This is a genomic window from Pseudoxanthobacter soli DSM 19599 (assembly GCF_900148505.1).
Lineage (GTDB): Bacteria > Pseudomonadota > Alphaproteobacteria > Rhizobiales > Segnochrobactraceae > Pseudoxanthobacter > Pseudoxanthobacter soli.
In genome coordinates this window covers 416,462-441,693 of record NZ_FRXO01000004.1, presented here as the reverse complement: position 1 = coordinate 441,693, position 25,232 = coordinate 416,462, and the positions used below count along the sequence as shown (strand labels likewise).

29 protein-coding genes are annotated in these 25,232 nt (G+C 64.4%); 15 read left to right on the top strand and 14 right to left on the bottom strand.

Annotated features, from left to right (window positions below; translation table 11 throughout):
• Positions 1–127 precede the first annotated feature (127 nt).
• The 8 genes from BUF17_RS12155 to BUF17_RS12125 all read right to left on the bottom strand — a co-directional run bounded on the left by BUF17_RS12155 (position 128) and on the right by BUF17_RS12125 (position 3,845).
• On the bottom strand, positions 128–556 hold the full coding sequence (locus BUF17_RS12155; RefSeq protein ID WP_073628952.1) for a hypothetical protein: 429 nt from the start codon (positions 554–556) through the stop codon (positions 128–130).
• On the bottom strand, positions 553–852 hold the full coding sequence (locus BUF17_RS12150) for a hypothetical protein (RefSeq protein WP_073628950.1): 300 nt from the start codon (positions 850–852) through the stop codon (positions 553–555). Before BUF17_RS12150 ends, BUF17_RS12155 begins: the two co-directional genes overlap by 4 nt.
• 105 nt (positions 853–957) lie before the next feature.
• On the bottom strand, positions 958–1,617 hold the full coding sequence (locus tag BUF17_RS12145) for an SOS response-associated peptidase (protein WP_073628948.1): 660 nt from the start codon (positions 1,615–1,617) through the stop codon (positions 958–960).
• Positions 1,596–2,171 (bottom strand): hypothetical protein, encoded by a 576-nt coding sequence (locus BUF17_RS12140; protein WP_073628946.1) that lies wholly within the window; start codon positions 2,169–2,171, stop codon positions 1,596–1,598. The genes BUF17_RS12145 and BUF17_RS12140 overlap by 22 nt, the downstream gene beginning before the upstream one ends.
• Complete coding sequence (locus BUF17_RS23395; protein ID WP_280163051.1) at positions 2,171–2,299, bottom strand: hypothetical protein; 129 nt, start codon at positions 2,297–2,299, stop codon at positions 2,171–2,173. The genes BUF17_RS12140 and BUF17_RS23395 overlap by 1 nt, the downstream gene beginning before the upstream one ends.
• Complete coding sequence (locus BUF17_RS12135; RefSeq protein WP_073628944.1) at positions 2,299–2,781, bottom strand: hypothetical protein; 483 nt, start codon at positions 2,779–2,781, stop codon at positions 2,299–2,301. The genes BUF17_RS23395 and BUF17_RS12135 overlap by 1 nt, the downstream gene beginning before the upstream one ends.
• The gene (locus tag BUF17_RS22930; RefSeq protein WP_073628942.1) at positions 2,781–3,329 is read right to left on the bottom strand and encodes a helix-turn-helix domain-containing protein; all 549 of its coding nucleotides are present in this window, start codon (positions 3,327–3,329) and stop codon (positions 2,781–2,783) included. Before BUF17_RS22930 ends, BUF17_RS12135 begins: the two co-directional genes overlap by 1 nt.
• 27 nt (positions 3,330–3,356) lie before the next feature.
• Positions 3,357–3,845 carry a hypothetical protein gene (locus tag BUF17_RS12125; RefSeq protein ID WP_139282507.1) on the bottom strand — a complete coding sequence of 163 codons (489 nt, stop codon included), beginning with the start codon at positions 3,843–3,845 and terminating at the stop codon, positions 3,357–3,359.
• A gap of 99 nt (positions 3,846–3,944) precedes the next feature.
• Here BUF17_RS12125 and BUF17_RS22925 point away from each other — a divergent pair, with 99 nt between their 5' ends.
• Both BUF17_RS22925 and BUF17_RS12120 read left to right on the top strand, forming a co-directional pair.
• Entirely contained in the window at positions 3,945–4,121 is a 177-nt protein-coding gene (locus tag BUF17_RS22925; RefSeq protein WP_175563686.1) for a hypothetical protein, read from the top strand.
• Positions 4,118–4,387, top strand: coding sequence for a hypothetical protein (locus tag BUF17_RS12120; protein ID WP_139282506.1), 270 nt, complete (start codon positions 4,118–4,120; stop codon positions 4,385–4,387). Before BUF17_RS22925 ends, BUF17_RS12120 begins: the two co-directional genes overlap by 4 nt.
• A 69-nt stretch (positions 4,388–4,456) precedes the next feature.
• Here the strand turns inward: BUF17_RS12120 and BUF17_RS12115 are convergent, their stop codons facing one another.
• Entirely contained in the window at positions 4,457–5,326 is an 870-nt protein-coding gene (locus tag BUF17_RS12115; RefSeq protein WP_073628936.1) for a hypothetical protein, read from the bottom strand.
• 64 nt (positions 5,327–5,390) lie between these two features.
• On the bottom strand, positions 5,391–7,220 hold the full coding sequence (locus BUF17_RS12110; protein ID WP_073628934.1) for an AAA family ATPase: 1,830 nt from the start codon (positions 7,218–7,220) through the stop codon (positions 5,391–5,393).
• A gap of 626 nt (positions 7,221–7,846) precedes the next feature.
• On the opposite strand from BUF17_RS12110, the gene BUF17_RS12105 reads away from it, so the two are divergent.
• The 10 genes from BUF17_RS12105 to BUF17_RS12060 all read left to right on the top strand — a co-directional run bounded on the left by BUF17_RS12105 (position 7,847) and on the right by BUF17_RS12060 (position 17,336).
• Positions 7,847–8,461, top strand: a complete 615-nt coding sequence (locus BUF17_RS12105) for a hypothetical protein (RefSeq protein ID WP_073628932.1) — start codon at positions 7,847–7,849, stop codon at positions 8,459–8,461.
• Positions 8,462–8,678: 217 nt separating this feature from the next.
• Complete coding sequence (gene fabD / locus BUF17_RS12100; protein WP_073628930.1) at positions 8,679–9,623, top strand: ACP S-malonyltransferase; 945 nt, start codon at positions 8,679–8,681, stop codon at positions 9,621–9,623.
• A gap of 140 nt (positions 9,624–9,763) precedes the next feature.
• Complete coding sequence (gene fabG / locus BUF17_RS12095) at positions 9,764–10,504, top strand: 3-oxoacyl-[acyl-carrier-protein] reductase (protein WP_073628928.1); 741 nt, start codon at positions 9,764–9,766, stop codon at positions 10,502–10,504.
• A gap of 268 nt (positions 10,505–10,772) precedes the next feature.
• A complete protein-coding gene (locus tag BUF17_RS12090; RefSeq protein WP_073628926.1) occupies positions 10,773–11,009 on the top strand; it encodes an acyl carrier protein in 237 nt (78 codons plus the stop codon).
• Positions 11,010–11,095: 86 nt separating this feature from the next.
• The gene (fabF, locus tag BUF17_RS12085) at positions 11,096–12,361 is read left to right on the top strand and encodes a beta-ketoacyl-ACP synthase II (protein WP_073628924.1); all 1,266 of its coding nucleotides are present in this window, start codon (positions 11,096–11,098) and stop codon (positions 12,359–12,361) included.
• A 263-nt stretch (positions 12,362–12,624) separates the two neighbouring features.
• Positions 12,625–13,791, top strand: coding sequence for an endolytic transglycosylase MltG (mltG, locus tag BUF17_RS12080; RefSeq protein ID WP_073628922.1), 1,167 nt, complete (start codon positions 12,625–12,627; stop codon positions 13,789–13,791).
• A 252-nt stretch (positions 13,792–14,043) separates the two neighbouring features.
• Complete coding sequence (locus BUF17_RS12075; RefSeq protein WP_244530861.1) at positions 14,044–14,940, top strand: YicC/YloC family endoribonuclease; 897 nt, start codon at positions 14,044–14,046, stop codon at positions 14,938–14,940.
• Positions 14,937–15,599 carry a guanylate kinase gene (gmk, locus tag BUF17_RS12070; RefSeq protein WP_073628918.1) on the top strand — a complete coding sequence of 221 codons (663 nt, stop codon included), beginning with the start codon at positions 14,937–14,939 and terminating at the stop codon, positions 15,597–15,599. Before BUF17_RS12075 ends, gmk begins: the two co-directional genes overlap by 4 nt.
• Positions 15,600–15,776: 177 nt before the next feature.
• Entirely contained in the window at positions 15,777–16,244 is a 468-nt protein-coding gene (locus BUF17_RS12065) for an Lrp/AsnC family transcriptional regulator (protein ID WP_073628916.1), read from the top strand.
• Between the two features lie 447 nt (positions 16,245–16,691).
• A complete protein-coding gene (locus tag BUF17_RS12060) occupies positions 16,692–17,336 on the top strand; it encodes a hypothetical protein (protein ID WP_073628914.1) in 645 nt (214 codons plus the stop codon).
• Positions 17,337–17,388: 52 nt separating this feature from the next.
• On the opposite strand, the gene rimO is transcribed toward BUF17_RS12060, so the two are convergent.
• Together rimO and BUF17_RS23390 are read right to left on the bottom strand one after the other, a co-directional pair.
• On the bottom strand, positions 17,389–18,762 hold the full coding sequence (rimO, locus tag BUF17_RS12055; protein WP_073628912.1) for a 30S ribosomal protein S12 methylthiotransferase RimO: 1,374 nt from the start codon (positions 18,760–18,762) through the stop codon (positions 17,389–17,391).
• Between the two features lie 203 nt (positions 18,763–18,965).
• On the bottom strand, positions 18,966–19,097 hold the full coding sequence (locus tag BUF17_RS23390; protein ID WP_280163043.1) for a hypothetical protein: 132 nt from the start codon (positions 19,095–19,097) through the stop codon (positions 18,966–18,968).
• Here BUF17_RS23390 and BUF17_RS12050 point away from each other — a divergent pair.
• The gene (locus BUF17_RS12050; protein WP_073628910.1) at positions 19,096–20,307 is read left to right on the top strand and encodes a multidrug effflux MFS transporter; all 1,212 of its coding nucleotides are present in this window, start codon (positions 19,096–19,098) and stop codon (positions 20,305–20,307) included. The two genes, BUF17_RS23390 and BUF17_RS12050, sit on opposite strands and share 2 nt — an antisense overlap.
• Before the next feature lie 140 nt (positions 20,308–20,447).
• Entirely contained in the window at positions 20,448–21,854 is a 1,407-nt protein-coding gene (clcA, locus tag BUF17_RS12045; RefSeq protein WP_073628908.1) for a H(+)/Cl(-) exchange transporter ClcA, read from the top strand.
• Positions 21,855–22,008: 154 nt separating this feature from the next.
• Here the strand turns inward: clcA and BUF17_RS12040 are convergent, their stop codons facing one another.
• Together BUF17_RS12040 and BUF17_RS12035 are read right to left on the bottom strand one after the other, a co-directional pair.
• Positions 22,009–23,898: an ABC-F family ATP-binding cassette domain-containing protein gene (locus BUF17_RS12040; RefSeq protein ID WP_073628906.1), complete on the bottom strand. Its 1,890-nt coding sequence runs from the start codon at positions 23,896–23,898 to the stop codon at positions 22,009–22,011.
• A 74-nt stretch (positions 23,899–23,972) separates the two neighbouring features.
• Positions 23,973–24,479 (bottom strand): DinB family protein, encoded by a 507-nt coding sequence (locus BUF17_RS12035; protein ID WP_073628904.1) that lies wholly within the window; start codon positions 24,477–24,479, stop codon positions 23,973–23,975.
• Between the two features lie 252 nt (positions 24,480–24,731).
• On the opposite strand from BUF17_RS12035, the gene ndk reads away from it, so the two are divergent.
• Positions 24,732–25,154 carry a nucleoside-diphosphate kinase gene (ndk, locus tag BUF17_RS12030; protein ID WP_073628902.1) on the top strand — a complete coding sequence of 141 codons (423 nt, stop codon included), beginning with the start codon at positions 24,732–24,734 and terminating at the stop codon, positions 25,152–25,154.
• Positions 25,155–25,232: the final 78 nt, after the last annotated feature.

Genomic DNA, 25,232 nt, shown 5'->3' with positions numbered 1-25,232 from the left:
CCGTGGGGTTAAGATGAGCGGCGACGTGTGCAATATTAGAAGCTTGTATCACAGGTGGAATCGTTGCCATAGCCACCAGGCAGGCGGCCCGAGCACCAGCAGCCACGCTAGAATGACGGCGATCACTTCAATCGGCCCGAGTCGCATCGGCGGCGTCACGAATGTCGGCAGCGGCGGCCGTTGCGGGTGTCGCGCCGCGCGGCACCAGGGCGATCGGAACCGGCGATTCGGCGACCACGCGCGCTGCGATCGCGCCCCAGGCGGCGGCGCACGGCCAACCCATCGACCGAGCTTCGTGGTCGTCTGCCGGATAGCCGATCTCGATTTTCTCGATACCGGATTGTTCGGGCTTGGCCGCATTGATCGTCTCGATTACGGCCGCGGCGGCGTCGCGCTGCCGCGCAATCAGGTTCCTCAACTCCTCGATCACGCCCGTGGGGCAGGTCCGCCGTCCTGACGACCAACTCTTGACGGTGTTCGGGGGCACGCGATGAAACTCGCTGGCCTCCCCGATGGAGAGCCCGGCGAGGCGGAGCATGGTGGCGAAGGGGGTCATTCTGCGGAGCTCGAGAAGGGCACAAGCCAGAGGCCGGCGCCGCTGGGATCGTGCCAGCCGTCAGTCAGAGCGCAATCGGCGGCCTGCTTGGCGGCCTCGAAGGCATCGGCAAGCGCGGCGTCGTAAGGCTCCTCATCGATCTTGGCATTGAAGGCTGCAGCAGCTGCGGCAAATTCGACCGGTGTGTTGATGCCGAGCCGCGCGAGAACACCGTCCGCAGCCTTGACGGCGCGGTCGAGGTCGGCCGGGCGGACGAACTGGCCGCCGTGGGTGTGTTCGATAAGATAGATGGACATTCAGGCCTCCTGCCTCCTGCTGCGGGCCAACCCGCTGCGACAAGGGAAATGTACACCATCGTTGTACATAGTCAACCGGAGGCTGTGACTCGCGTTGCAATTTCCTCAGGCTTCGGAAGCCCCATCCTGTTTTTCGCCTTGGGCGACGATCCGCAGCGCTCCGTCCGGTAGCGGCCGCTGCAGGGCCGCCGCGTCGTTCCAGGGGGCGGTGAGCCAGGTCTCTATCTCTTCCGGCCTGGTGAGGATCACCGGCATCGCCTTGGGATGCACCGCGCCTACCTCGGCGTTCGGCTCCGTTGTCAGGAAGCCGAAGACGTCCGCCGTTACCTCGCCCTCCGCCTTTTTTCGTGTCGATGTCCAGGATGTCCAGAGGCCGGCGAAGAAGGCGAGCGGCCGGTCATCATCGAAGGCAAACCAGACGGGCACCTTGCGCCCGTCGATCGTGTCGTACTCGGAGAAGGAGGTGAACGGGACAACGCACCTGTGCTCGATCCCGAGCCATCGACGCCAGTGCGGCGAGGCAACGTTGCGGATGTTGGTGACGCCGGGATCGACCGTCCGGCCCTTGAGTGCGAAGGCGGGCGAGGGCATGCCCCAGCGTGCCATGGCGAGCGCGCGCTCTCCGGCGGCGCCGCGTACGATCGGCGCGGCATAATCCGGGAAGATGCCGGGCAGGGGCGGCAGGTTGCCGGCATCGTTGCGCATCGCCCGGGCGGCAGCGAGGATCGCGGCCGCACCTTTCGTCAGGCTGTAGAGATTGCACATGGTTCGCTCCCGAGCTCGTGGCGTAGCCGCCTGACCGTGCTTGCGCTGAGGCCGAACTCATCGGCGATGGTCGATATCGGCAGGTCGGCCAAGATCAACTGCGCGATATCGGGCGCACGCCACCACCCGGCTGGACGAAGGACCGGTCCAAAAAGGGCATGCCGGGCATTGAGCACGGCGCCGGCACTGACTTGGTAGCGGGCCGCGAACGCCTCGATGGTGAGGTCTGCCAGGTCACCCGCCCGATCCGACCACCATTCGGCGCGGTCGATCTGGCGATGGTGGCCGAGGAGGCGTCGGAGGCGCTTGAGCGCCGTCATCCCGATTGGCAGCCCGTGTCCCCCGGGTGCGGCACGAACAGATTCAAGATGAGCGGCCAACTCGGGGGTGACGATGATCCTCGGGCCGCCGGCGCCCGCCTTCCCGCGCGGCTCACCTGCTGGCCAGCCGATCCGGACCGGCCATCCATGTGCCGTCTTGCGATCCTCCCGCACATCCCATTTGGAGCCCCAGATGTCGATCGCGGAGCCGATGATGGTAGATTGTCGCGCCATCAGCGGCTGTCCTGAGAGCGGATCGCGACCTCGGCGCCGACGGAACCTCTTGCGTATGCGCCGTTGTCGACGTGGCCACGCTTGCGCAGGGTGGCGGTCATGGCCATGAGCGCCGGGAGAATATCCATTATGTCCGCTCCGCCGGCAGCTTCCAGAGGTTGAATTTGCGCCAGTAGGTCAACTTGGCCATCCCGAAGCGGAAGTGGTAGTCTTTAGACAGAAGCATCCGGATCGGAGACCGTGTGCGCCTGTCATATTCGAGCCTGGCGGTGGGCTTCCGTTCAGGTCCGATGTCGTCCCACATCAGCGCAATATCGATCCTTCCGGGGGAGTGCTCGATTCTGTACCCGCCGATGCGGTCGCGGTTGTCCGCCCCGATCCTGATCTCACGATCTTCGGTGCTGTCGATCGACGACGGGCCGGAAGCTGTGACACCACGTGCTGATGAGTTGTCGCCGCTCCACTGTGCTTCGACTTGCAGCATGGAGGACTTTCGCGACAACGGCAGAAGCCGGATGAGGTCGGCGGCAGTGGCGGCCGGGAAGGTCGATTCGTCTGACACAAGAGTGTCGATCATAGCGTTGATGCGCAGGCGGGTTGCTGTATCCATCAGTTGATTACCTCGTCCTGCAGGACACGCCGGACCGCGTCATCCGGATCGGATGCATCTGTCCAGACGGGATTTCCCGTCCCGCCCCGCGCAACGCTGACGCCGGCCCTCAGCCAGGTCGGGATCCATACGACAAGCCAGTCCGATCCGCCGGTTGCGTCGATCTTATGGATCTCCACCACCGTCTTCCCGGCGGCGTCCCGCGTCTCCTGCCTCAGTTCGACATCGGCGCCGATACAGGCATCAATGGCAGTGTCCAGGTCTTCCGGGGCAGTCTCCGGGGACAGGATGGCCCGCAGAGAGGGCGCCCCCCGCGGAGCGAGTGCGTCGATGGAGGTTTGAAGCGCTGCGACGGCATCGTCGATGCCGGCCCGGCGATTCGCGGCGATCTGCAGGAGATCGGAAAGGACGCCCGGGCGCGGACGTGTGCGGCCTTGCCGCCAGTCCTGCACCGTGTCGCGGTGGACGCCAAGCGCGGCGGCCATTGGCGCCTGCCAGCGATCGCCCCAAAGGGCAACGCCAAGCCTGGTGATGATCGACGTCGTCATGTCGAGGCTCCCTTTGCCTGGGTCATATCATTCACCTCGGTCATTGGCGGCGATCTCGCCGCGGATCGCCGTTATGGCGGCTTCAAGGCCGTCGATCTCCTCGTCCGTGTCTTCGGCAACCTCGATCAGGGCTGCCAGACGATCATGATCGTCGTTGGCATCGAGGAGCAGCGTGACCTGATCCTCGGTCAGGCTGGACAGGATGATCGCGTCAATCACGCCATCGATCTCGACGGCGGCCGTCAAACGATGGGAGCCGCTGAGGGCGATGTGGTGGTCGCCGGCATCGACCAGGACGACGGGGCGGCGGAATTCTTCGCCCTCGATCAGGCTGGCGCGGATCGCATGGACCTTTGCGGCGTCGGTTTCGTTCGGCAGATGGACCCAGCCAAGGTCGGTGCCGTTGAGTGTGGTCGCGCTGACTCGGAGCGGAAACATTCGGAGGGCTCTCCCTTCGGAACAGCGGGCAATCCCGCTGTGTGATCTCAACTTACGGATGGAAGCCGTTGGCGTCAAGCAATATCCTACAAAGGTAGGAGTTTAAGCGCGAAGAATTAACTTGTTCCATTTTTGTTCTCATGGAATCGTAGGATAACAATCCTATGGAGGCAGCTGATGGAACCCGCTCCCTTTGCTCCGCCGATCGACGAGGTGGAAGACTACATCCGTGAAGCTGGCGGCACGTGGCATGCCGTTCGGCAGCTGCTCGACGAGGTCGCACTGCTGACGGCGGAATGCGAGGCCAATCAGCGCGCGACGTCGGCAGGGTACGTCAGGCGGCGACCGTCATGACGTTTACGGTCCGATCCCTCATCGCAGGAAGGTACAGGCTCGCGGTCTACTGTCCGTGCGGTCATGGTACCTGGCTCGATCTGATCGCGCTTGCGCGGCAAGACGGCCCTGACACCCCCACCGACCATCTGTCGATGCGCCGCCGGCTTAAGTGCAGTATCTGCGGCCGGCGCCGCGCTGACATCAAGCTGCATCCGGAAACCGATTCGCTGTTGAGCGATCGGCCATACACAGCGGAGGAAGCGGAGGTGCTGGCGATGCCGTGATAGCGGCTAGTTCGCATTTCGCCGGGAAGAGACGGGAGATAGGTTGGCTGTGTCACTGCAAGGGCGCCTTTAGACTATTCTCAGTATTGCCGAGACTTCATCTTGTATATAGATGTCGCGTTTCAGAGTTATGCGGTCTAGAACCGACATCATTCCCAGTTGCCCTATTGCCCAGATAACCAATCCTCGACTGTTGTCGGAGTTAATGCCGGGCATCGCCTTGTTGAACAACTGAAGTGCCTCATCTTCAGTTAGGCTGCGGCCCGTCATTGCACAGAGGTAGGCGAAGCTTGCCGGTTGATGTTGGCGAATGAGCTCCCATACCTCGTCTTTTACCGATCCCGCCCTAAGCGCGGCTCTGCTGACAATCCAGCCCTCCGGACAGTGAACCGCTAACTCCCCTATTATGTCACGCAGAACCCCCGGGTCCGCCTTGTATGCGAGAATTTTGGCGGCGCGGTAATCGAGAGATCGGCGCCAATAGGCGAGTATGGCGGCCGGGTCGAAAAGTGCATCGTCACCGTCGCTGGCCTTGAGCCATCTCGCCACGGCGCCCCTGGTCCCCCTGTCGGTCCAGCGCTCAAGCACGTCTTGGCGTTTCACGATTGGCAACCACGAATAAACGGCCGAGACGAGCGCGTCGACGCGCGCTTGAAGGGCGTGATTGCGCCAGACGAGCGCCTCCGCGTCGTCGACAAGCCGCGAGAGCCGCTCTGCATGCTCGCCGTTGGAAAGCTTGAGGAGCCGCAGCAAGCGGCCTCGGAGTGCCAACCTCAAGGGTGTCGGGGCCTCGATCCTGCGACAGATCGCGTCGCACAACTCGTCGAAAGTGAGGCATGCGATATAGGCGTGCAGCAGGTTACGATCGATTTCGTGGTGCTTAGGGCTCAGCGGGCATACGTCAATACGCGCGAGTTTGTCGTCGAGCGTGTACGGCATTTCTTATCCCAGACTTTTTGCCGCGCCACCGCCGTGGCTCTGTCGGGCAGCGTGCCGACGTGTCTCAGACAAGGGCACTCATTTTTCGAAACCACCCCACGACTTCGCCCGTCGGATCACGTTCGTGAATTTGCGCTGCGGTCATATGGCGGAAGGCGCTCGACAAATGTTTCTTCGCCTTGTCGGCTCCCATCGTTCCGTCAAACTTTTGTTTTGCCGAGAACGCGCTCGCGAAGGCTTCCGGCACGGAAGGAAGGTCGTCGGCCGGGTGATCCACACAGACTACATCAACACCGAATGCGGCTTTGATCGCGTCAGAGTGGAGGTAGCACTCGATCTCATGTTTCTGGGTTTGGAATGCGCAGGAGCGAAGGCCGTCGGTGCGCTCGTTCACCTCGTTCACTGACGCCGCATATTTTGCAACGTCGGAGTCATAAATATGCACCTCAGGTCGGCGCATATTGCGTAAGTAGTGCTCCGTTACCCAGTGCTTGAGTGTCGACCCGCCAGCTGGAATGAAGGCGAACCGCTCGTCGGTCATCAGGTTTGGTATGGTTTCATCTTCGGCGTGCAATGCAGCACTCAAGTACCTCAAGGCAATCACGTCTGTTGGCCCCTCGACGAAAATGAGGACACGAACACGACTGTCAGGGATGAGGCCCAGGGCATTCGCCACTTCTTCGAACACATTCACCCCTGCCTTGACAGACGGCGTCGCGGGCGGGCCTTCGCTGGATACGAACCGGATGCTCTCGATCGGAAGGTCGGCTGCCAATCCCGGACTGTGGGTAGTGAGGATCACCTGGCAGTGAGGCGTCGCTGCTATCTGCTTGAATGCGTCGATGAGAATTCTCTGGTTCGCTGGGTGCTGCGACGTCTCGGGCTCTTCAATCGCATAGATCAGATTTCGCTTTGCGGAACTTGACAGTTTGCGCTCGGCCTCCGCCTTGAAAAAACTGACTAAGATGAGTCGTCGCACGCCACTGCCGCGCTTGTTCAGCGGGATGCTGGCGTCAGTATCCATCCCCAGCGAGAACAGGCCCATCCACTTGGCTGCGGTGGGGGGGACGAATTTCGGCGAAAGTGAACTCGCAAGTTTGGGATCGATGCTTTTGAGAGCGTCGTGGGTGAGCTTTGCGATCTCCTCTGTCTTCGCTTGGACCAATTTCTGAATAGCGTCGATCGCCTCCTGAGCCTCGGAGATCGCGGCCGCGAGAGCACCCTTCATTGGGTTCTGCACCTCGCCATCCGAATCGCGACTCTGGCGATCGCTCTGAAAGAGAGCGAACACCGGAAGATGGAGTTCCAGCTGCTCCCAGATGCGCTTGCTATCCTCTTTGGGCTTCGATACCGGGATGCGAGTTTCCTCCAAACCAAGGTGGGGGCAGGCGTCCCATAGAGCCCGGCGCATGCCCGGATTGCCCTTTAGCGGGCAGTCCAGCGCCTGTGCCTTCACTAGTGTCTGCAGATCCTTCTCCTTAAGTTCCAGGAGGTTATGCAGGCCTGGGGTGTTCGGGTGCATCGCAACGATGAATGCCTCACATGTAGGCGTCTTCTTCGAGCAGTCGTAGACTTTCTCGATCTTCAAAGTACCAGTTGTGGTCAGAAGATGTTCGTCGCTAAGAGTTGTGGGCGCCCCTGCATCCAGCGTAATTTCATCGGGAAGATCAGAAAATTCGGCGGTGATTCTGACGCTTTGTGAGCTACTAAAGACGTTGGCATCAGCCTGGTCGATCCGTACTACATCGCCATTGAAAAAAATCTCTAATGCCTCTAGCAGGCAAGACTTGCCGATATCGTTTCGGCCGATGATCGTGGTCAGATCCGAAAGGTGGATGGTTGTCGGTGTCTGATAGGCCCGAAAGTTTTCGAGTGTGAGCGAAACCAACTTCATCGTGATATCCCCCCCCCCTGTTTTTGGAAGGTTGTCGCGCCTTTTATGTGATGGCAAGTGCGACTGAAGACGAGTGGGTCTGCCTACTTCTTCGGCGTCCGCCCGAGTTCGCTACGGTGCTTGGGCGCCGTACGGCGCCACTGTACCCCCCCTCACGAACGGAGCAGGGTTTCTCCTGGATCGAATCGGCAAGTGGCGGCTGTCGCCAACGCGGCGTCTGTCGAAGCTCGGCACTTTGCCAATCGCCGCTATCCCATTGACTATCAAGACCGATGAAATGACGACCTTTGTAGGAATGTCGTTATATATCAATGCTTTATTCGGACTCTGACTCCGTTAGTCTTGGTTCGAATCCAGGTCCCCCAGCCATCCCCTCGCGCATGATGAAAAGACATCATGGCGAGTGCCGTCAGACGACAAACAAGTTCCACTGCGCGACCGATTTATTGCTGTGACCATGACGGATGATGGTGATACCATCTCTGTCAGATGACGTTTGCGGCTTTCGTGTCCTGGAAAGCGGCCGCGCCGGCGAGACATTCGGGGCTGTGCCTGGGCCGGACGTGCGAACCCTCCGAGGCACTTGCCGGCATCGTCGAGGTTGCTCGAAGGGAGCCCGTGCCAGAATGCTTTCGCGTGCCGCAGCCTTCGCTTCCCTGCTTGCGCTGACGGCGCCCGCCGCCGCGCAGGACCTTCCGTCGTTTGATTGCCGAACCTTCCCGAAGGATGCGACCGCGGACTCTCTCGCCGAGATGTTCGGCGCCGCGAACGTGGTGAACACGGATATCGACGTCGTCGAAGGCGATGTCGAACCCGGCACCGTGCTGTTTCCTGACGACCCCGAATACCGCGTCGAAATTCTCTGGTTCGATTCTGGCAACCACAGCCGCCCCGCCTCCATCACGGTGAAGGAGACATCGGCGTGGACCGTGCGCGCGTCCTCGGGAGGCGGGATTCGCATCGGAAGCCCGCTCGACGCCGTTCAGCGGGCGAACGCAAAGCCGTTCAGCGTCTCCGGCTTCGGCTGGGACATGGGCGGTTGGGTCAGCGACTGGAAGGGCGGCAAGCTCGACCGGCTCGATGGCGGCTGTTTCCTCTCGATCCGGTTCGACCCTGCTCCCGATGCGCCGGATGCCGCGCTTGAGGAAGCATCCGGTGACCGTACGTTCGCGTCCTCCGCCGCCGCATTGCGCGCCGTCGATCCGGTTGTGTCGACCTTGAGCATCGGCTGGGCCGAATAGCGGGATCCGGCCTGCTCCTCCTGATTCGGCGCAGATGCTGCGCTACGGGACGGCCACGGGCTTGCACCCGCGCGACTTGACTTCCCGAACATCAGGCGCCTTTGTGCGCCGGCCCGAACCGACCCGGACCGGGCCCGGCGGCGATTGTGGCGATGGACTTGCGGCGCCCTGCCGGCGGCAAACGAACACGCAGGCCAACCTGGGCGGCACGGACGCGATGAGCACGGCATTCACCTTCCCCGGACAAGGCAGCCAGGCAGTCGGCATGGGGCGCGCGCTCGCCGATGCCTTCCCCGAAGCCCGTTCGGTGTTCGCCGAGGTCGACGATGCGCTCGGCGAAAAGCTCTCCACGCTGATCTGGGAAGGTCCCGAAGAGACGTTGACGCTGACGGCGAACGCGCAGCCGGCGCTGATGGCGGTGAGTGTCGCCGCGGTGCGGGCGCTGGAGGCGCGTGGGATCGCGCTTCGCGACCACGCCGCCTTCGTGGCGGGTCACTCGCTCGGCGAATATTCCGCGCTCGCGGCGGCCGATAGCCTGTCCGTCGGCGACACGGCCCGGCTGCTGCGGCTGCGCGGTAATGCCATGCAGGCGGCGGTTGCTCCGGGCGTCGGCGCAATGGCGGCGCTGCTCGGGCTCGATCTCGACGCCGCGCGCACTGTCGCCGCGGAAGCCGCCGGTGACGAGGTCTGTGCCACCGCAAACGACAACGCGCCCGGACAGGTCGTGGTTTCCGGCCATAAGGCTGCGGTGGAGCGGGCGATCGAGATCGCCAAGGGGCATGGCGCCCGGCGCGCCGTGCTGCTGCCGGTGAGCGCACCGTTCCACTGCCCGCTGATGGCGCCGGCCGCCGACGCCATGGCCGAGGCGCTCGCCTCCGTCGCGATCGCTGAGCCGGCCGTTCCGCTGGTCGCGAATGTGCTGGCGCGACCGATCACCGACCCTGCCGAGATCCGTGCCCGGCTCGTCGAGCAGGTCACCGGCACGGTGCGTTGGCGCGAAAGCGTCGAGTGGCTTGCGGGCGACGGTGTCGACCTCTTCGTCGAACTCGGGTCCGGTTCGGTGCTGACCGGGCTTGCCAAACGCATCGCCAAGGGTGCGCAGGGCATCGCGGCAGGAACGCCCGATGAGATCGATGCGCTCGCTGCAAGGCTCGCAAGCTGAGTGCGGCAGTTGACTTTTCATGCGGGACGGGCAGATGTCGCCCGATTGCCGCATCGGCGGCGGGCTTGGGCTCGTCGCACGCGGACTGGATAGACAGGGCGGAGCCGGGGGCTTCGTCCGGATTCCCGAAAGGGCCGTGAATGTTCGATCTTACTGGGCGCGCCGCCCTCGTGACCGGCGCCAGCGGCGGCATCGGCGCGGCGATCGCGCGGGCGCTTCATGCGAACGGGGCGACCGTTGCGCTCTCCGGCACGCGCCGCGAGCGGCTTGATGCGCTTGCGTCCGAGCTTGGCGGCGACCGGACCCACGTTCTGACCGCCGATCTGGGTGACCGCGAGGCCGTGGACGCCCTGGTGCCCGCCGCCGAAGCGGCCATGGGCGGGCTGGACATTCTCGTCAACAATGCGGGCATCACCCGTGACAACCTCTTCATGCGCATGAAGGACGACGAGTGGGACAAGGTCATCGAGGTGAACCTCACCTCGGCCTTCCGCCTCTCCCGTGCTGCTCTGAAGGGAATGATGCGGCGTCGTTATGGCCGCATCATCGGCATCACATCCGTGGTCGGCGTCACCGGCAATGCCGGCCAGGGCAACTATGCCGCGGCGAAAGCGGGCATGATCGGCATGTCCAAGTCGCTTGCCAAGGAAGTGGCGAGCCGGAACATCACCGTGAACACGGTGGCGCCCGGCTTCATCGAGACCGCGATGACCGACGTGCTGAAACCCGAGCAGCGCGACGCCATCCTGGGGGCGGTGCCTGCCGGCCGGCTTGGTTCGGGCGACGACATCGCCGCTGCGGTGCTCTATCTTGCCTCCAGCGAGGCAGGTTACGTCACGGGCCAGACCTTGCACGTCAATGGCGGCATGGCCATGGTCTGAAGACGGGGTTTTGCCAGTGATTCCGCGCGTGTGGACTTCTGGCCAAGCCCAATAAAGTGTGTTACCTACCGCCGGCCGGACGATACGGCAGAACGTCGTAACCGGAGGACAAGACTTGTATGGGTGGTAACCCGGTTTTGTCCTGGACCTTTAAACCTTCGGCTTTCAACGTCTTTCGTTTGGAAAGTCATCAGTAAGCAAGAAGTTTTCGGGGCTCGCGCGGTTTTCCGTCAACGGTTTCCCTAGCAAGATATCAAGGAAGGCGAGAATGAGCGACATCGCTGAGCGTGTGAAGAAGATCGTGATCGAGCATCTCGGCGTCGAAGCCGACAAGGTCACCGACAACGCGAGCTTCATCGACGATCTCGGCGCCGACAGCCTGGACACCGTCGAGCTCGTCATGGCCTTCGAAGAAGAGTTCGGTGTCGAAATTCCGGACGATGCCGCCGAGACGATCCTGACCGTCGGCGACGCCGTGAAGTTCCTGGAAAAGGCGGCCGGCTGACCGGCAACAAGGCGAGGCGGCGGCATCCGGACGCTCTGGCGTCCGGCCACTACCGCTCGATCCATTGCGACCGATCGGGACGTTCGATGAGACGTGTAGTGATTACCGGCCTTGGGATGGTCACGCCGCTTGGGTGCGGCGTGGACGTGTCTTGGTCCAGATTGATCGAAGGCAAGAGCGGGGCCAACGCCATCGAGTCGTTCGAGGTGTCCGATCTTGCCTGCAGGATTGCGGCGCAGATTCCCCGCGGGGATGGAAGCGACGGCACCTACAATCCCGACGACTGGATGGAGCCCAAGGAAAGCCGCAAGGTCGACGAGTTCATCGTGTTCGCGGTGGCGGCGGCCGAGCAGGCGATCCGTGATGCCGGGTGGTCGCCCAAGTCCTACGAGGAGCAGATCCGCTCCGGCGTGCTGATCGGCTCCGGTATCGGCGGTCTGATCGGTATCGAGGACGCGGCGATCACGCTGAAGGAGCGTGGTCCGCGCCGCATCTCGCCGTTCTTCATCCCCGGACGGTTGATCAATCTCGCCTCCGGCTACGTCTCGATCCGCCACGGCCTCAAGGGCCCGAATCATGCGGTCGTGACGGCCTGTTCGACCGGCGCCCATGCCATCGGCGATGCGGCGCGGCTGATCATGCTGGATGACGCCGACGTGATGGTTGCCGGCGGTGCCGAATCGCCGATCGGGCGGCTTGCGCTCGCCGGCTTCGCGGCCTGCAGGGCGCTTTCCACCGGTTTCAACGACCGGCCGGAACAGGCCTCCCGCCCATATGACCGCGACCGTGACGGCTTCGTCATGGGCGAGGGCGCGGGCGTGGTGGTCCTCGAGGAACTCGGGCACGCCATCCGGCGCGGCGCGAGGATCTACGGCGAGGTCATCGGCTACGGCATGTCCGGCGATGCCTATCATATCACCGCTCCCTCCGAGGATGGTGATGGCGCCTATCGCTGCATGACGGCGGCTCTCAAGCGCGCCGGAATCGCGCCCGAGGAAATTGACTATATCAACGCCCACGGGACCTCGACGCCGATGGGCGACGAGATCGAACTCGGCGCCGTGCACCGCGTCGTGGGACAGTCGGCGGACCGGCTGACGATGTCGTCGACGAAATCGGCCACCGGGCATCTGCTCGGTGCCGCGGGTGCGATCGAGGCGATCTTCTCGGTTCTGGCGATGCGCGACAGCATCGCGCCGCCGACGATCAACCTGGACAACCCCTCTGTGCAGACGTCCATCGACCTCGTGCCGAACAAGGCCAAGGAGATGCCGATCCGCACCGTGCTCTCGAACTCCTTCGGGTTCGGCGGCACCAACGCCTCGATCATTCTGCGCCAGTTCGAGGCCTGACCGCGGGGCGCCGCGTCGAGCCCGGCGCGGCCTGCCTCGAAAATGACGGTATGCCGCTTCATGTCCGAGGCGGCCGCCATCCGGTATCCTGCCGGGGAGCGGGGCAAAGAAACCGCACGAGCATCTGATGACCGGAGTCCGATTCGGTCCCTTGATGCTTGCGCCTTTCCGCCGTCCGCGGCCCTTCCGGAGCCTTGGGCGGGGTGCCTGTGCCGGGATAGCCCGCGCAGGCGGCGAGGCGGTCTGAAAGGCAGCAGCGTGACATGACCGATCCGTCGAGCGACAACCGAGAACCGACCGGCCGCCGCCGCAGCCCGCGCAGTCCGCGCCAGGCGCTTCATCCCGACTCGGCGCCGCCTCCGCCGTCGCGGTCGCGCCATGCTCGCAATCCGCTGGTTCTCGTCCTGAATTTCTTCCTGACGGCGGCGCTGCTGATCGTGCTGGCAGCGGGCGGCACCGTCTACTGGGGAAAGACGGTTTACGAGGCCCCGGGACCGCTTGCGGCAGAGGCGACCGTGCTGATCGAGCCGGGTTCTACCCTCGACGAGATCGCGACCCTGCTCGAAAGCCACAACGTGATCTCGAACCGTTGGGTGTTCGAGGGTGCCTCGAAATTTCTTGAGAACACCAGCAAGCTGAAAGCTGGCGAATATGCCTTCTCGCCCGGCGTCTCCATGCGCGCCGTGATGGACGAGATCACGTCCGGGCGCAGCATTCAGCATGCGATGACGATTCCAGAGGGCGTCACCAGCGCCCAGGTCGTCGACAAGCTTCTCGGCGATACCATGCTGACGGGTGCGTTGAGCGCGATTCCTCAGGAAGGCTCGCTGCTGCCCGAAACCTACAAGTTCACGCGAGGTTCTTCGCGCAAGCAGCTGCTCGATCGCATGTCGAAGGCGCAGGAAGAGGCGCTCGCCGAGATCTGGGCCGGGCGTGCTCCCGATCTGCCGCTGAAAACGCCGCGCGATCTCGTGATCCTGGCCTCGATCATCGAGAAGGAAACCGGCAAGGCGGACGAGCGGCCCCGCATCGCCGCGGTTTTCATCAACCGCCTGAACAAGGGCATGAGGCTGCAGTCCGATCCGACCATCCTCTACGGGCTTTATGGCGGCGCTGCCTGGAAGCAGGCCCGCACCATCCTGCGGTCCGACCTGCAGCGCCCGAACCCCTACAACACCTACCAGATCCCGGCGCTGCCGCCGGGCCCCATCGCCAATCCCGGTCGCGATTCGCTGGAGGCCGCCGCTCACCCGGCCGACACCAAGGACCTCTACTTCGTCGCTGACGGTACCGGCGGTCATGTGTTCGCGGTCAGCCTCGACGATCACAACCGCAATGTCGCGAAGTGGCGCGAGCTGGAGAAGACACAGAGCGGGCAGGGCTCCGGAAGCGATCAGATCGCTGTGCAGCCGGCGACTCCGGCGAACTGACGGGGCGCCTTCTGCCGCAGCGCCTCCCGCCCGGCGGAGCGCGTGTCTGAAGGCGTTCCCGTTCTCCCGGTTCGGGCGCAAGGCGTCTCCACGCCTCTGTGCAGGGGCAATTCCACTGCTTATAAAGCCGCTTGATGTTTCGGCCGCCGCCTGTCGTGAACGCGGCGCGGCGACAGACCGGCAGCGGTCCATCTCGCGGCGGGCCGCGAACGTTCAATCAGCCAGACGGGAATGCGGATGACGCTTGCCAGCATGACAGGTTTCGCCCGCAGATCGGGCACCACCGAGGTCGACACGGAAGCCGGTTCCGCGAGCTTCTCGTGGGGTTGGGAACTGCGTTCGGTCAATGGCCGCGGTCTCGATTTCAAGCTGCGGCTGGCGTCCGGCTACGAGGCCATCGAGCCTCAGGTCCGCGAATGCCTGACGAAGGCGCTCGCGCGCGGCAACGTATCGGCGACGCTCAGCGTTGAGCAGGTCTCCGCGCCCGCTGCGGTGCGCCTGAACGCCGCCGTGCTGGAGGGCGTGCTGGCGGCGGCCGACACCGTTCGCAGCCGGCTCGGAGGCGCGCCTGTGTCCGTCGAGGGTATCCTCGGCTTGCGCGGTGTCCTGGAAACCGCCGAATCGACGTCCGACGACGCCATGCGCGCGGAACTCGGCGGCATGCTCGTCGAGGCGTTCGCCGCAGCCGTGGACGATCTCCTCGTCATGCGCCGTACCGAGGGCAAGGCTGTCGCTGGGGCGCTTTCCCGCCATCTCGATACCATCGAGGCGCTTGTCGATGTGGCCGAGCATTCCCCGGCGCGCCGCCCCGAAGCGATCCGGCAGCGGCTGGCGGCGGATATTCGCCGCATCGTCGGCGCCGATGCCGGACTCGATCCCGATCGCCTGCATCAGGAAGCGGTGCTGCTTGCCTCCCGTGCCGACATACAGGAAGAGATCGACCGGCTGCGCGCCCACATCGAGCAGGCACGCGGTCTGCTGGCCGGCGGCGGAGCCGTCGGTCGTCGCCTCGATTTTCTGGCGCAGGAATTCGGCCGCGAGGCCAACACGCTCTGCGCGAAGTCGAACGACGTGGACATTACCCGCGCCGGGCTCGACCTGAAGGCAACCATCGAACAGCTGCGCGAGCAGATCCAGAACCTGGAGTGATTCCCGTGAGCGCCCCGACAATTCCATACAGCCGCCGCGGCTTCCTGCTTGTGCTGTCGTCGCCCTCCGGCGCGGGCAAGTCGACGCTGACGCGCAACCTCCTGTCCGATCCGGACGAGAACGAGCGGCTCAAGCTCTCGGTTTCCGTGACGACGCGGGAGCGGCGACCGAGCGAGATCGAGGGGGTGCACTACCATTTCATCCAGAAGAAGAGCTTCGAGGCCATGCGGTCTCAGGGCGATCTTCTGGAGTGGGCCGAGGTGCACGGCAATTTCTACGGCACGCCGCGGGAGGCGGTGGAGCAGGCGCTCGCCGAAGGCTACGACATGGTCTTCGACATCGACTGGCAGGGCACCCGCCAGCTGGTGGAGGCCATGCGGGAGGACGTCGTCGCCGTGTTCGTGCTGCCGCCTGCTGCACGGGATCTGAAGTCGCGGCTCGACCGGCGTGCCGAAGACAGCGCGGAGACGATCGCGAAGCGGTTGACCAACGCCAAATCCGAACTGGAGCACTGGGTCGAGTACGATTATGTGCTCGTCAATGACGACCTGACGCGCGCCTATGCGGGGTTGAAGGCCATCCTTGGTGCGGAACGGTTGCGCCGCTCGCGCGGCTATGGATTGCCGGCCTTCATCGCCGGCATTCAGGCCGATCTCTGAGCCGGTTGTGCCGCGCGGCGACATAAGGCCGCGTCACCGCCGGCCGGCAGCAGCGGCTGCTTTCGGGACAGCGGAATTCTTTCCGCGACCGGACCGGATGTGTTATCGCATGTCGTGCGCGCGCAAGGATGTTGCTCGATTCTGCCGCGACCACTCACCATCCGAAGGGGATTGCCGTTGAAAGTTCGGCTCGACGACATCGACTGGAAGATTCTGCGCGAGCTTCAGGACGATGGCCGGATCACCAATGTCGAGCTGTCTCGCCGGATCGGCATCTCCGCGCCGCCCTGCCTGCGTCGGGTCAAGGCACTCGAGGATGCGGGCATCATCAATGCCTATCGCGCCCTGCTCGACGAGAAGAGCCTCGGCTACGACCTGACGGCGTTCGCCATGGTCGGCCTCAACAGCCAGGCGGAAGCGGATCTGGTGGCATTCGAGGAGCGGCTTCGCGGCTGGCCCATCGTGCGGGAAGCATGGATGCTGTCGGGCGACATCGATTTCATCCTCAAGTGCGTCGCGACGAACCTCCGCGCCTTCCAGACCTTCATCATCGAGGAACTGACGGCTGCGGCCAATGTCGCAAGCGTCCGCACCGCGTTGACGATCCGCCAGACGAAGAACGCGCCGACCGTTCCCATCGCGTAACAGGTCACGCCTTCGCTTTCCGCGGCGGCCGGCCAAGCCGGGTTGCCTTAAGGCAACGCCGCGCGAAATGCGGTTAAGTCGGCTGCTCTCGGGAGAGGGCCGTTGTGCATGCTATGTGCGATTGATACGCAAAATCGCTGGATTATGTTCCGCTTTATCGGCCCGGCTTCGCACACGCACTCAGTGCCGATGTCTTTTCCTGCTTTGATTGTGCGAATTCGAAATTTAGTCGATAACAGGAACGCAGGCTAATATTCTAAAATAACGCCATTATGTTACAATATATCATTTATCTTTATTAAAGACTACATCGCTATTTCACGCATATTTTGTTATGTGATTTCTATTTCTTGATTTTTTGTCATTACGAATATTTTATGAATTTGCCGCATTTCTTGCAAGAATATCCGGGATGATGACGTCATCGATTTTATCGGAGGACGTCGGATGCCACGGGGTGTGTTCTTCAGGGGTGACGATCGTAAGGTCTGGAGAATCTTCGATGAAGGTTTCTCTGCGCGAGATGACGAGAAGCTGCGCGGCGAAAGCGTAATGCGGTTCGGCAAGGACCCGCGCACTGGAGCTGAGAAGACGAACGTTGCGCCGGACGTTCATCCCGGTAAGGTCGTTTGCGTCACGCGTGATTTCTATGCCGCGGCCGTCTTTCCGACGGATCTCAGCCTGCTGACGAATATATTCTATCTCGACCTGGATACGGCCTCTTTGCTCAATACGCAGTCGTATCAATGGAAATATGTGCAGTCGATCGCGCACGAACTGGCAACTGACGCTGAAAAGCGAGCCGCTCTGTGGCCCATGTATGGGCAGGAGCGGGCCGCCATGAGGGTTGAGCCACACCAGATCCTCTGTGCCATCCAGATCGAACGGAAGTGGTACGGACCCAGTGTCTTCAACGGGGGTAAGTTCCGCGTCCGCCCCGACAGGACAATGGTCAACAGCGAAGTCGAACGCGATTTCCTCGGCGAGCAGTTCCTCGAACAGGCGAAACGCCATATCGCCTCGCTCGACCCCGGCAAGTGGTACGAGATACCCACCCAAGCACAAGGAATAGCGCCGAGCACCGGTCTGTGACCCGGCACGCGAATGCCCTTCCTTGTGTGGTCAGCAATCGCCTGGGCGGCGATCAGCCCGTAACGGTGGCGTGCAGGTCGTAGGCATCGGCGCGGTCGATGCGCACGCTGACGAACTCGCCGGCGCGGATCGGCCGGCGGCCTGTGAGGTGCACCACCCCATCGATCTCTGGTGCGTCCCATGAGCCGCGACCGACGGCGGTGAGGCCGCTCGACTTGTCGACGAGGATCTTCGCCCGCTTTCCGACCTTCACGGCCAGCCGGCGTGCGCTGATGGCCTGCTGGCGCGCCATGAAGCGGTGCCAGCGCTGCTCCTTCACTTCCTCGGGCACGGGAGCGGCTAGATCGTTCGCGGTCGCCCCGGCGACTGCTTCGTACTTGAAGCAGCCGACACGATCGAGCGAGGCCTCGTCGAGGAAGGACAGCAGTTCCTCGAAGTCCGCGTCGGTCTCACCGGGGAAGCCGACGATGAAGGTCGAACGAATGGCGAGATCCGGGCATTCCTCGCGCCAGCGGCGGATGCGGCCAAGGGTCTTTTCCTGATGCGCCGGTCGGCGCATCGCCTTCAGCACGTTCGGCGCGGCGTGCTGGAAGGGGATGTCGAGATAGGGCAGCACCTTGCCTTCCGCCATCAATCCGATCACTTCGTCGACGTGCGGATAGGGATAGACGTAGTGCAGCCGGATCCAGGCGCCGAGTTCGCCGAGCGCGGCGGCGAGGTCGTAGAACTTCGCCCGGACCTCGCGGTCGCGCCACGGGCTCGCGGCGTAGCGCAGGTCCACGCCGTACGCAGACGTGTCCTGGCTGATCACCAGGATCTCCTTGACGCCCGCCTTCACCAGCCGCTCGGCCTCGCGCAGCACATCGCCGGCTGGCCGGCTGACGAGATCACCGCGCAGGCTGGGGATGATGCAGAAGGTGCAGCGGTTCGAGCAACCCTCTGAAATCTTGAGATAAGCGTAGTGCCGCGGCGTCAGCTTCACGCCCTGGGGCGGCACGAGATCAACATAGGGATCGTGGGCCGGCGGCACGGCCTCGTGCACCGCCGCGACGACGCTCTCATAGGCCTGCGGGCCGGTGACGGCGAGAACGCCCGGATGAGCCGCGCGGATTTCCTCCGGCTGCGCGCCCATGCAGCCTGTCACGATCACTCGACCGTTCTCCGAAAGCGCCTCGCCGATGGCGCCGAGGGATTCCGCCTTGGCGCTGTCGAGGAACCCGCAGGTATTCACCACCACCACATCGGCGCCGGCGTGGTTGCGGCTGATCTCGTATCCTTCCGCCCGCAACTGGGTGAGGATGCGCTCGGAATCGACCAGAGCCTTCGGGCAGCCGAGGCTGACGAAGCTGATCTTCGGGTTCGCCTTGGCGGGGCGGGCGGCAGCGCCGCCATCGTTCGTCTCGAAGATCTGGCTCGTGTCGGACATTGCGCCTCCGCGCCGCGGATGGCCGCGGGCAATCTCAGCCTGTTATAAAGAGAAACTGCGAGAGCAAATGGCCCATCTCGCGCCGCAAGGCAATGGCTGCAGCGCTGGGCCGCCCTGCGATCCTGCTGGGTCTCGGCGGCAACACTCAGCCGCGGCGTGTCTCAAGCGCTGCCGTCGCGGCTTGCACGCCGGGCGCAATAGTGTCATTCATCGCCAAACGACGATGGGATGCGGTGCTTTCCTCCACGCGCCGTCACACGCCGTTCACCCTTGATCCGCATCACGATCATGCCCCCGAAGCCAAACGGCGCTCGCGCGCCGGAGGTTCGTTCCATGCAGACATTTTCCCTCGCGCGCTGGGCCTCCATTCTCGGCATGCTGATGGCCGTCGGGCCGTTCGCAATCGACATGTACCTTCCGGGCTTCGCCAGTATCGCGGAGAGCTTCGGCACGACGGAAGGCACGGTGCAGCTCAGCCTCGTCAGCTTCTTCGTCGCGCTGGCTCTGGGGCAGGTGATCTATGGGCCGATCTCGGACATGGTCGGCCGCAAGAAGCCGATCTATTTCGGCCTGACGCTGTTCGTGATCGCCTCCATCGGCTGCGCGTTCGCGCCGACCATCGAGGCCCTGATCGCGCTCCGCTTCGTCCAGGGGCTCGGTGGCTGCGCGGGCACGGTGATCACGCTCGCCGTCATCCGCGATCTGAAGACGGGGGCGGAAGCCGCAAAGCTGATGTCGCTCACCCTGCTCGGCCTCAGCCTGTCGCCGATCCTGGCGCCGGTTGCGGGCGGTGCGCTTGTCTCCGTCGCGTCCTGGCACGCCATTTTCATCGCGCTCGCGGTGATCGGCGCGGCGATTCTGGCCCTTGTGGCGTTCCAGCTGCCGGAGACCCATCCCCCGGAGCGCCGCATCTCGGCGCGGATCGGCCCGATGCTGATCACCTATGTGCGCCTGCTCGGCAACGGCTACTTCGTGACCGCCGTGCTGACCGCCGGCTTCGCCCAGGCCACGCTGTTCGCCTACATCGCCGGGTCGCCGTTCGTGTTCATCACGCTGCACGGGCTGTCGCCGTTCGCCTACAGCATGGTGTTCGCGTTCAATGCCGCGGCGATCATCGGCGGGGCGCAGTTCAACAGCTTCCTCATTCGCCGGTGGGGAACGCCCCGGCTGATCTCCACCGCGATGGTGGCATTCGTGCCGGCATCGCTGCTGCTCTGCGCCATCGTGATGGCCGGCGGCGCGACGCTGGAGCTCACCGTCGGCTTCGTGTTCCTGACGGTCGCCTGCCTCGGCCTGATCCTGCCGACGTCGACCATGCTGGCGCTGGAGCCTTTCGGCGCCAACGCGGGCACGGCGTCGGCCTTGAGCGGTGCGATGCAGTTCACGGTCTCGTCCACGGCCACCTTCCTCGTCAGCGCGTCGTTCGACGGGTCCGACAGGCCGATGGCCGGAGTGATGACCCTGAGCGCGGTCTGTGCCGCACTCGCGTGGAGCGGCTTCCTGCTGATCTCGGCGCGCCGGCGACGCGCCTGCCCGGCGGAATGAGGCGTCCCGCAGCGCATCATCGGAGTTGGAGAGGGCGATCCGCACTTGCTGCATCCGGATCTGGCGGTTAAGCGTTGAAATTAAACCTTTCCGCCTGCCGGTTTCGTGACCGGAGTGCCCGAACAGCGGAGTCGCCAGTCGTGACTGTTCCGACATCGCCGCGCCCGAAGGCTCCTTCGGATGCGCTCTATTATGTCTATGCGCTCGTCGTCGGCGGCATCGTCGGCCTGGTTGGATCGGTCTTCCACATCCTGGTCGAGCGCGTGATGGAATGGCCGGCCTGGGTCATCCGGACCGTTCCGGGTGGGGCGGCTTACTTCGTCCTCGCGGCGATCGCCGCGGCGATGGTGCTGGCGTCGGTGTGGATGGTGCGCCGATTCGCGCCGGAAGCGGCCGGCAGCGGCGTGCAGGAAATCGAAGGTGCGCTCGAAGGACTGCGGACCGTCCATTGGAAGCGCGTGCTTCCGGTGAAATTCTTCGGCGGCATCCTTGCGCTTGGCGCCGGTCTCGTCGCCGGCCGCGAGGGGCCGACCATTCACATGGGCGCCTCGATCTCCGAGGCGGTGACGCGGTGGGTGGCGCTCGGCACCCGCGATGGCCGTGGGCTGATGGCTGCGGGCGCCGCCGCCGGTCTCGCCGCCGCCTTCAATGCGCCGCTTGCGGCCGTGCTGTTCGTGATCGAGGAGACGCGGCGGCAATTTCCGTATGGCTTCCGCACGTACACGGCCGTGATCGTCGGATCGGCCGCGAGCGCCGTCGTGACGGAGATGATCGGCGGCACCGCGCCGGATCTGACCATTGCTGTACCGGACATGCCGCTTGGCGTGCTGCCGGCGTTCGTGGTCCTCGGCGCGTGCCTCGGCGTGCTGGGCGTGGTGTTCAACGCCGTGCTGATCGCCAGTCTCGATGCCGCGCTCGGCATCAGCAAGCGGTGGTCGCCTTATCTGGTCCCCGGCGTCGTCGGTGTCGTCATCGGTATTCTGGCTCTGCTCAGGCCCGAAGCGACCGGGGGAGGCGAACAGCTCGTGCTGACGATGACCGGCGAGAACCTCAGCGTGCTGGCCCTCGCCATCATCGTGGTCATCCGTTTCGCCATGACGATGGCGAGCTATTCCACGGGCGTTCCGGGCGGCATCTTCGCACCAATCCTGGCGCTCGCCACGGCGGTGGGCCTGTTGTTCGGCGGTCTCCTCAGCCTTGTCGTTCCGCTGCCGCCGGGGGCCTCCGTCGCCTTCGCCGTCGCCGCCATGGGTGGGCTGTTCTCTTCCACCGTGCGGGCACCGCTGGTGGGCATGGTTCTCGTTGCGGAGCTGACCGGCGCCTACGACCTGTTGCTCCCAGTCATAGCCACCTGCGTGACCGCCAACGTCGTCGCCGAGGCGCTGAAGGGCAGGCCGATCTACGAGGTGCTGCTGGAACGCACGCTACGCTTGTCCGGCCAGACCATGCCGCCCTCGGGCAGCGACGATGCGATGGGAGGATGGGACGAGCCAGAGCGGCGGCATCCCGATCGCCTGATACCGGATAAGCCGAAACCGGGCGCATAGCGCGCCCGGCAGCGCCTTCTCGTCGGGCGACGACCCGTGTGGCGAAGCGTCTCCGATCGGCCTTACGGGTCCAGGCTATCGGCGCGCGCGCCGCTCCGCGCCATTGCATGACTCCGCGCCATGCAGGATCCGCCGGAGCGCGGCGGTCCGCCAACTACCCGCCACTCATCTCGTTTTCGTACCGCTCGGAGAGTTCGAGCCAGGTCTCCTCGGCCGCTTCAAGAGCCTTGGCCGCATCGGCCCGCTCCTTGGCGACGGCAACACCACGCCCGGGAATGCCGCTGAACAGCTTCGGATCGGCAAGCGACTTGTCGAGCCGGGCGAGGGTGGCCCGCAGCGCCTCGATCCTTTTTTCAGCCGTCTGGATTTCCTTTCGCAGCGGCGCCAGTTGGGCGCGGCGGTCGGCATTGGCCTTGCGCCGTTCCTGACCGCTGGCCGCGCTTCCGCTCTCGTCTGGCCGCTGTCCGCCCTTGCCGCCGCCTTTGCCGACGACGAGCCGCCGATAATCCTCCAGATCGCCGTCGAACGGGGCGACGGTGCCGTTGGCAACGAGCCAAAGCCGGTCGGCGCAGGCTTCGACGAGATGGCGGTCGTGGCTGATGAGGACCACGGCGCCTTCGAAATCGTTGATGGCTTCGATCAGGGCCGCCCGGCTGTCGACGTCGAGATGGTTGGTCGGTTCGTCGAGAATCAGCAGGTGGGCGCCGTCGAATGTTGCGAGCCCCATCAGCAGCCGCGCCTTCTCGCCGCCGGAGAGGTCGCGCGCCGGCGTGTCCATCCGGTCCGTCGGTAACCCGAAGCCGGCGACGCGGGCGCGAATCCTCGCTTCGCTCTCGCCTGTGACCCGATTGCGGACATGCTCGACGGCGGATTGCGACGGCACGAGTTCGTCGAGCTGGTGCTGGGCGAAATAGGCCACCTTCAGCTTGTTCGCGCGGGTGTAGCTGCCGGTTTCGGGCGCCAGCTTGCCTGCGATCAGCTTGGCGAACGTGGATTTGCCGTTGCCGTTCTGGCCGAGAAGGGCGATCCGGTCGTCTTCGTCGATCCGCAAGCTGAGCCGGCTCAGGATCGGCTTGCCCGGCTGGTAGCCGACCGAGCCGCCGTCGACGGTGATGATCGGCGGCGCCAGCCGACCCTCGCCTTTCGGGAACTGGAACGGTGCGACCTCGCCATCCACCACGGCGGCAATCGGCTGAAGTCGTTCGAGCATCTTCAGGCGGGATTGGGCCTGACTGGCCTTCGAGGCCTTGGCGCGGAAGCGATCCACGAAGGATTGCAGGTGCTTGCGCTGCTGCTCCTGCTTTTCAGCCGCCTTGCGCTGCAAGGTTTGCGTCGCGCTGCGCTGGCGTTCGAACGCATCGTAGCCGCCGCGATAGGAGACGAGCTTGCCCTGGTCGAGATGGACGATCGTATCGACCACCTTGTTGAGCAGGTCGCGATCGTGGCTGATCAGCACCACCGTGTGAGGGTAGCGCGTCAAGTAATTCTCCAACCAGAGCGTGCCTTCGAGATCGAGATAGTTCGTCGGCTCATCAAGAAGCAGGAGATCGGGTTCGGAGAACAGCACGCCCGCGAGGGCGACGCGCATCCGCCAGCCGCCGGAGAACGACTTGCAGGGTCGGGCCTGCGCCTCGGTGTCGAAACCGAGCCCGGCGAGGATTGCGGCCGCGCGGGCCTCGGCGGAATGGGAGCCGATATCGCTGAGGCGCGTATGGATGTCGGCGATGCGGTGGGGATCGGTGGCAGTTTCCGCTTCCGCCAGAAGAGCGGTGCGCTCCTTGTCCGCCTGCAGCACGACCTCGATCAGGCTTTCGTCGGTGCCGGGCGCTTCCTGCGCGACCTGACCCGTCTTGATGCCACGGGCGATGGTCACGGACCCGGTCTCGGGCGCGATCTCGCCGTTGATCAGCCGGAAAAGCGTGCTCTTGCCGGCGCCGTTGCGGCCCACGAGGCCGACGCGGCTGCGCTCATGCACCACGACGGTGGCGTGGTCCAGCAGCGTGCGGCCGGCGATGCGGTAGGTGACGTCGTTGATGGACAGCATGATGGCGGCGGTTTTGCCCGCTCCCGACCTCGCCTGCAAGCCCTCTGTCGGACCCGCGCCGCCGGTTCGAGTACCTAGAGCCCGACGCCGCTCTCGCGCTGGTAGAACATCAGGTCGAGCGCGAGATCACGATGTCCCAGCCGGGTGAGGATGACGTGCGCCTGGCCACGATGGTGGGTCTGGTGATTGAAAAGGTGGGAGAGCGCCGGTGCGAGCGGCTGCTCGATCACGTCCGGGCTCGATACCCTCCGGTAACGCAGCCGGCCGGCGAGCGCGACGTCGTCGAGGGAACCGATCCAGGCGACGATGCGGGCGTCTTCCGCCTCCCGTGCCGCGCGCAGCTCGGGCAGGGTTTCGTAGAGAATGGCATCGAGCCGGGCCGGTGCCTCGCCCTGGCCGGTGAAGCGCTGCATCCAGATCTGGTCGGTAACGAGCAGGTGGTTCAGCGTTCCGTGGAGCGAGCGGAAGAACGCCCCGTGATCCGCGCGGTAGTCCTCGTCGGACAGCGCCGCAGCGGCATCGTAGAGCCGCGCATTGGCCCAGGCATTGTAGCCGGCGAGCATGGTGAAGAGATCGCGCATCGAAACTGGTCTCTTGGCCGGATTCGGGATCGTTGCAGGCGCCGGACGATACACCGGCCCGCTGCCGCAGCAAACGAGGCGCGGGGCCGTTTCGGCAGGTTCCGCCGGCGGGAACCATGCGCCGCACGACCCGCTTGCAGCGCGAATGCGTCCGCGCGTGTTCTGCGGCTTGCGATCCGGCGAGCCGGCGGGCTATACGTCCGCCCGACCCGCGGGCCAGCCCCGCATGGACCCGAACGGAGCACCGAAATCATGGCGATCGAACGCACCTTCTCGATGATCAAGCCCGATGCCACCCGCCGCAACATCACCGGCAAGATCGTCGACCGGCTGGAATCGGCCGGTCTCAAGGTCGTGGCGCAGAAGCGCATCCTCATCACCAAGGCCCAGGCCGAGGCGTTCTATGGCGTTCATCGCGAGCGTCCGTTCTTCGGCGAACTCGTCGAGACCATGACGTCGGGCCCCGTGGTGGTCCAGGTCCTTGAGGGTGAGGGCGCGATCCTGAAGAACCGTGAAGTGATGGGCGCCACCAACCCGGCCCAGGCCGCCGAAGGCACCATCCGCAAGGACTTCGCCGTTTCCATCGGCGAGAATTCGGTTCACGGCTCCGACGCCGCCGAGACTGCGAAGGCGGAAATCGCGTTCTTCTTCTCCGATATCGAAATCACCGGCTGAGCGTCGGGCTGCCGCCTGGCGGTTGTCGATTTCCGGCCGGCTCCATCGAGCCGGCTCATCAATGTCATAGCGGCCGGC

Bases quoted from the DNA above. Each gene is read 5' to 3' on its own strand.
- BUF17_RS22930 (WP_073628942.1), bottom strand. From the start codon at position 3,329: ATGACGACGTCGATCATCACCAGGCTTGGCGTTGCCCTTTGGGGCGAT.
- fabG (WP_073628928.1), top strand. From the start codon at position 9,764: ATGTTCGATCTTACTGGGCGCGCCGCCCTCGTGACCGGCGCCAGCGGC.
- BUF17_RS22925 (WP_175563686.1), top strand. From the start codon at position 3,945: ATGGAACCCGCTCCCTTTGCTCCGCCGATCGACGAGGTGGAAGACTAC.
- BUF17_RS12040 (WP_073628906.1), bottom strand. From the start codon at position 23,898: ATGCTGTCCATCAACGACGTCACCTACCGCATCGCCGGCCGCACGCTG.
- BUF17_RS12050 (WP_073628910.1), top strand. From the start codon at position 19,096: ATGCAGACATTTTCCCTCGCGCGCTGGGCCTCCATTCTCGGCATGCTG.
- BUF17_RS12150 (WP_073628950.1), bottom strand. From the start codon at position 852: ATGTCCATCTATCTTATCGAACACACCCACGGCGGCCAGTTCGTCCGC.
- BUF17_RS12120 (WP_139282506.1), top strand. From the start codon at position 4,118: ATGACGTTTACGGTCCGATCCCTCATCGCAGGAAGGTACAGGCTCGCG.
- BUF17_RS23390 (WP_280163043.1), bottom strand. From the start codon at position 19,097: ATGGAACGAACCTCCGGCGCGCGAGCGCCGTTTGGCTTCGGGGGCATG.
- BUF17_RS12105 (WP_073628932.1), top strand. From the start codon at position 7,847: ATGCTTTCGCGTGCCGCAGCCTTCGCTTCCCTGCTTGCGCTGACGGCG.
- BUF17_RS12145 (WP_073628948.1), bottom strand. From the start codon at position 1,617: ATGTGCAATCTCTACAGCCTGACGAAAGGTGCGGCCGCGATCCTCGCT.
- BUF17_RS12090 (WP_073628926.1), top strand. From the start codon at position 10,773: ATGAGCGACATCGCTGAGCGTGTGAAGAAGATCGTGATCGAGCATCTC.
- BUF17_RS12140 (WP_073628946.1), bottom strand. From the start codon at position 2,171: ATGGCGCGACAATCTACCATCATCGGCTCCGCGATCGACATCTGGGGC.
- BUF17_RS12075 (WP_244530861.1), top strand. From the start codon at position 14,044: ATGACAGGTTTCGCCCGCAGATCGGGCACCACCGAGGTCGACACGGAA.
- fabD (WP_073628930.1), top strand. From the start codon at position 8,679: ATGAGCACGGCATTCACCTTCCCCGGACAAGGCAGCCAGGCAGTCGGC.
- ndk (WP_073628902.1), top strand. From the start codon at position 24,732: ATGGCGATCGAACGCACCTTCTCGATGATCAAGCCCGATGCCACCCGC.
- BUF17_RS12135 (WP_073628944.1), bottom strand. From the start codon at position 2,781: ATGGATACAGCAACCCGCCTGCGCATCAACGCTATGATCGACACTCTT.
- BUF17_RS12060 (WP_073628914.1), top strand. From the start codon at position 16,692: ATGCCACGGGGTGTGTTCTTCAGGGGTGACGATCGTAAGGTCTGGAGA.
- BUF17_RS12155 (WP_073628952.1), bottom strand. From the start codon at position 556: ATGACCCCCTTCGCCACCATGCTCCGCCTCGCCGGGCTCTCCATCGGG.
- BUF17_RS12115 (WP_073628936.1), bottom strand. From the start codon at position 5,326: ATGCCGTACACGCTCGACGACAAACTCGCGCGTATTGACGTATGCCCG.
- rimO (WP_073628912.1), bottom strand. From the start codon at position 18,762: ATGTCCGACACGAGCCAGATCTTCGAGACGAACGATGGCGGCGCTGCC.
- BUF17_RS12110 (WP_073628934.1), bottom strand. From the start codon at position 7,220: ATGAAGTTGGTTTCGCTCACACTCGAAAACTTTCGGGCCTATCAGACA.
- fabF (WP_073628924.1), top strand. From the start codon at position 11,096: ATGAGACGTGTAGTGATTACCGGCCTTGGGATGGTCACGCCGCTTGGG.
- BUF17_RS12035 (WP_073628904.1), bottom strand. From the start codon at position 24,479: ATGCGCGATCTCTTCACCATGCTCGCCGGCTACAATGCCTGGGCCAAT.
- mltG (WP_073628922.1), top strand. From the start codon at position 12,625: ATGACCGATCCGTCGAGCGACAACCGAGAACCGACCGGCCGCCGCCGC.
- BUF17_RS23395 (WP_280163051.1), bottom strand. From the start codon at position 2,299: ATGGATATTCTCCCGGCGCTCATGGCCATGACCGCCACCCTGCGCAAG.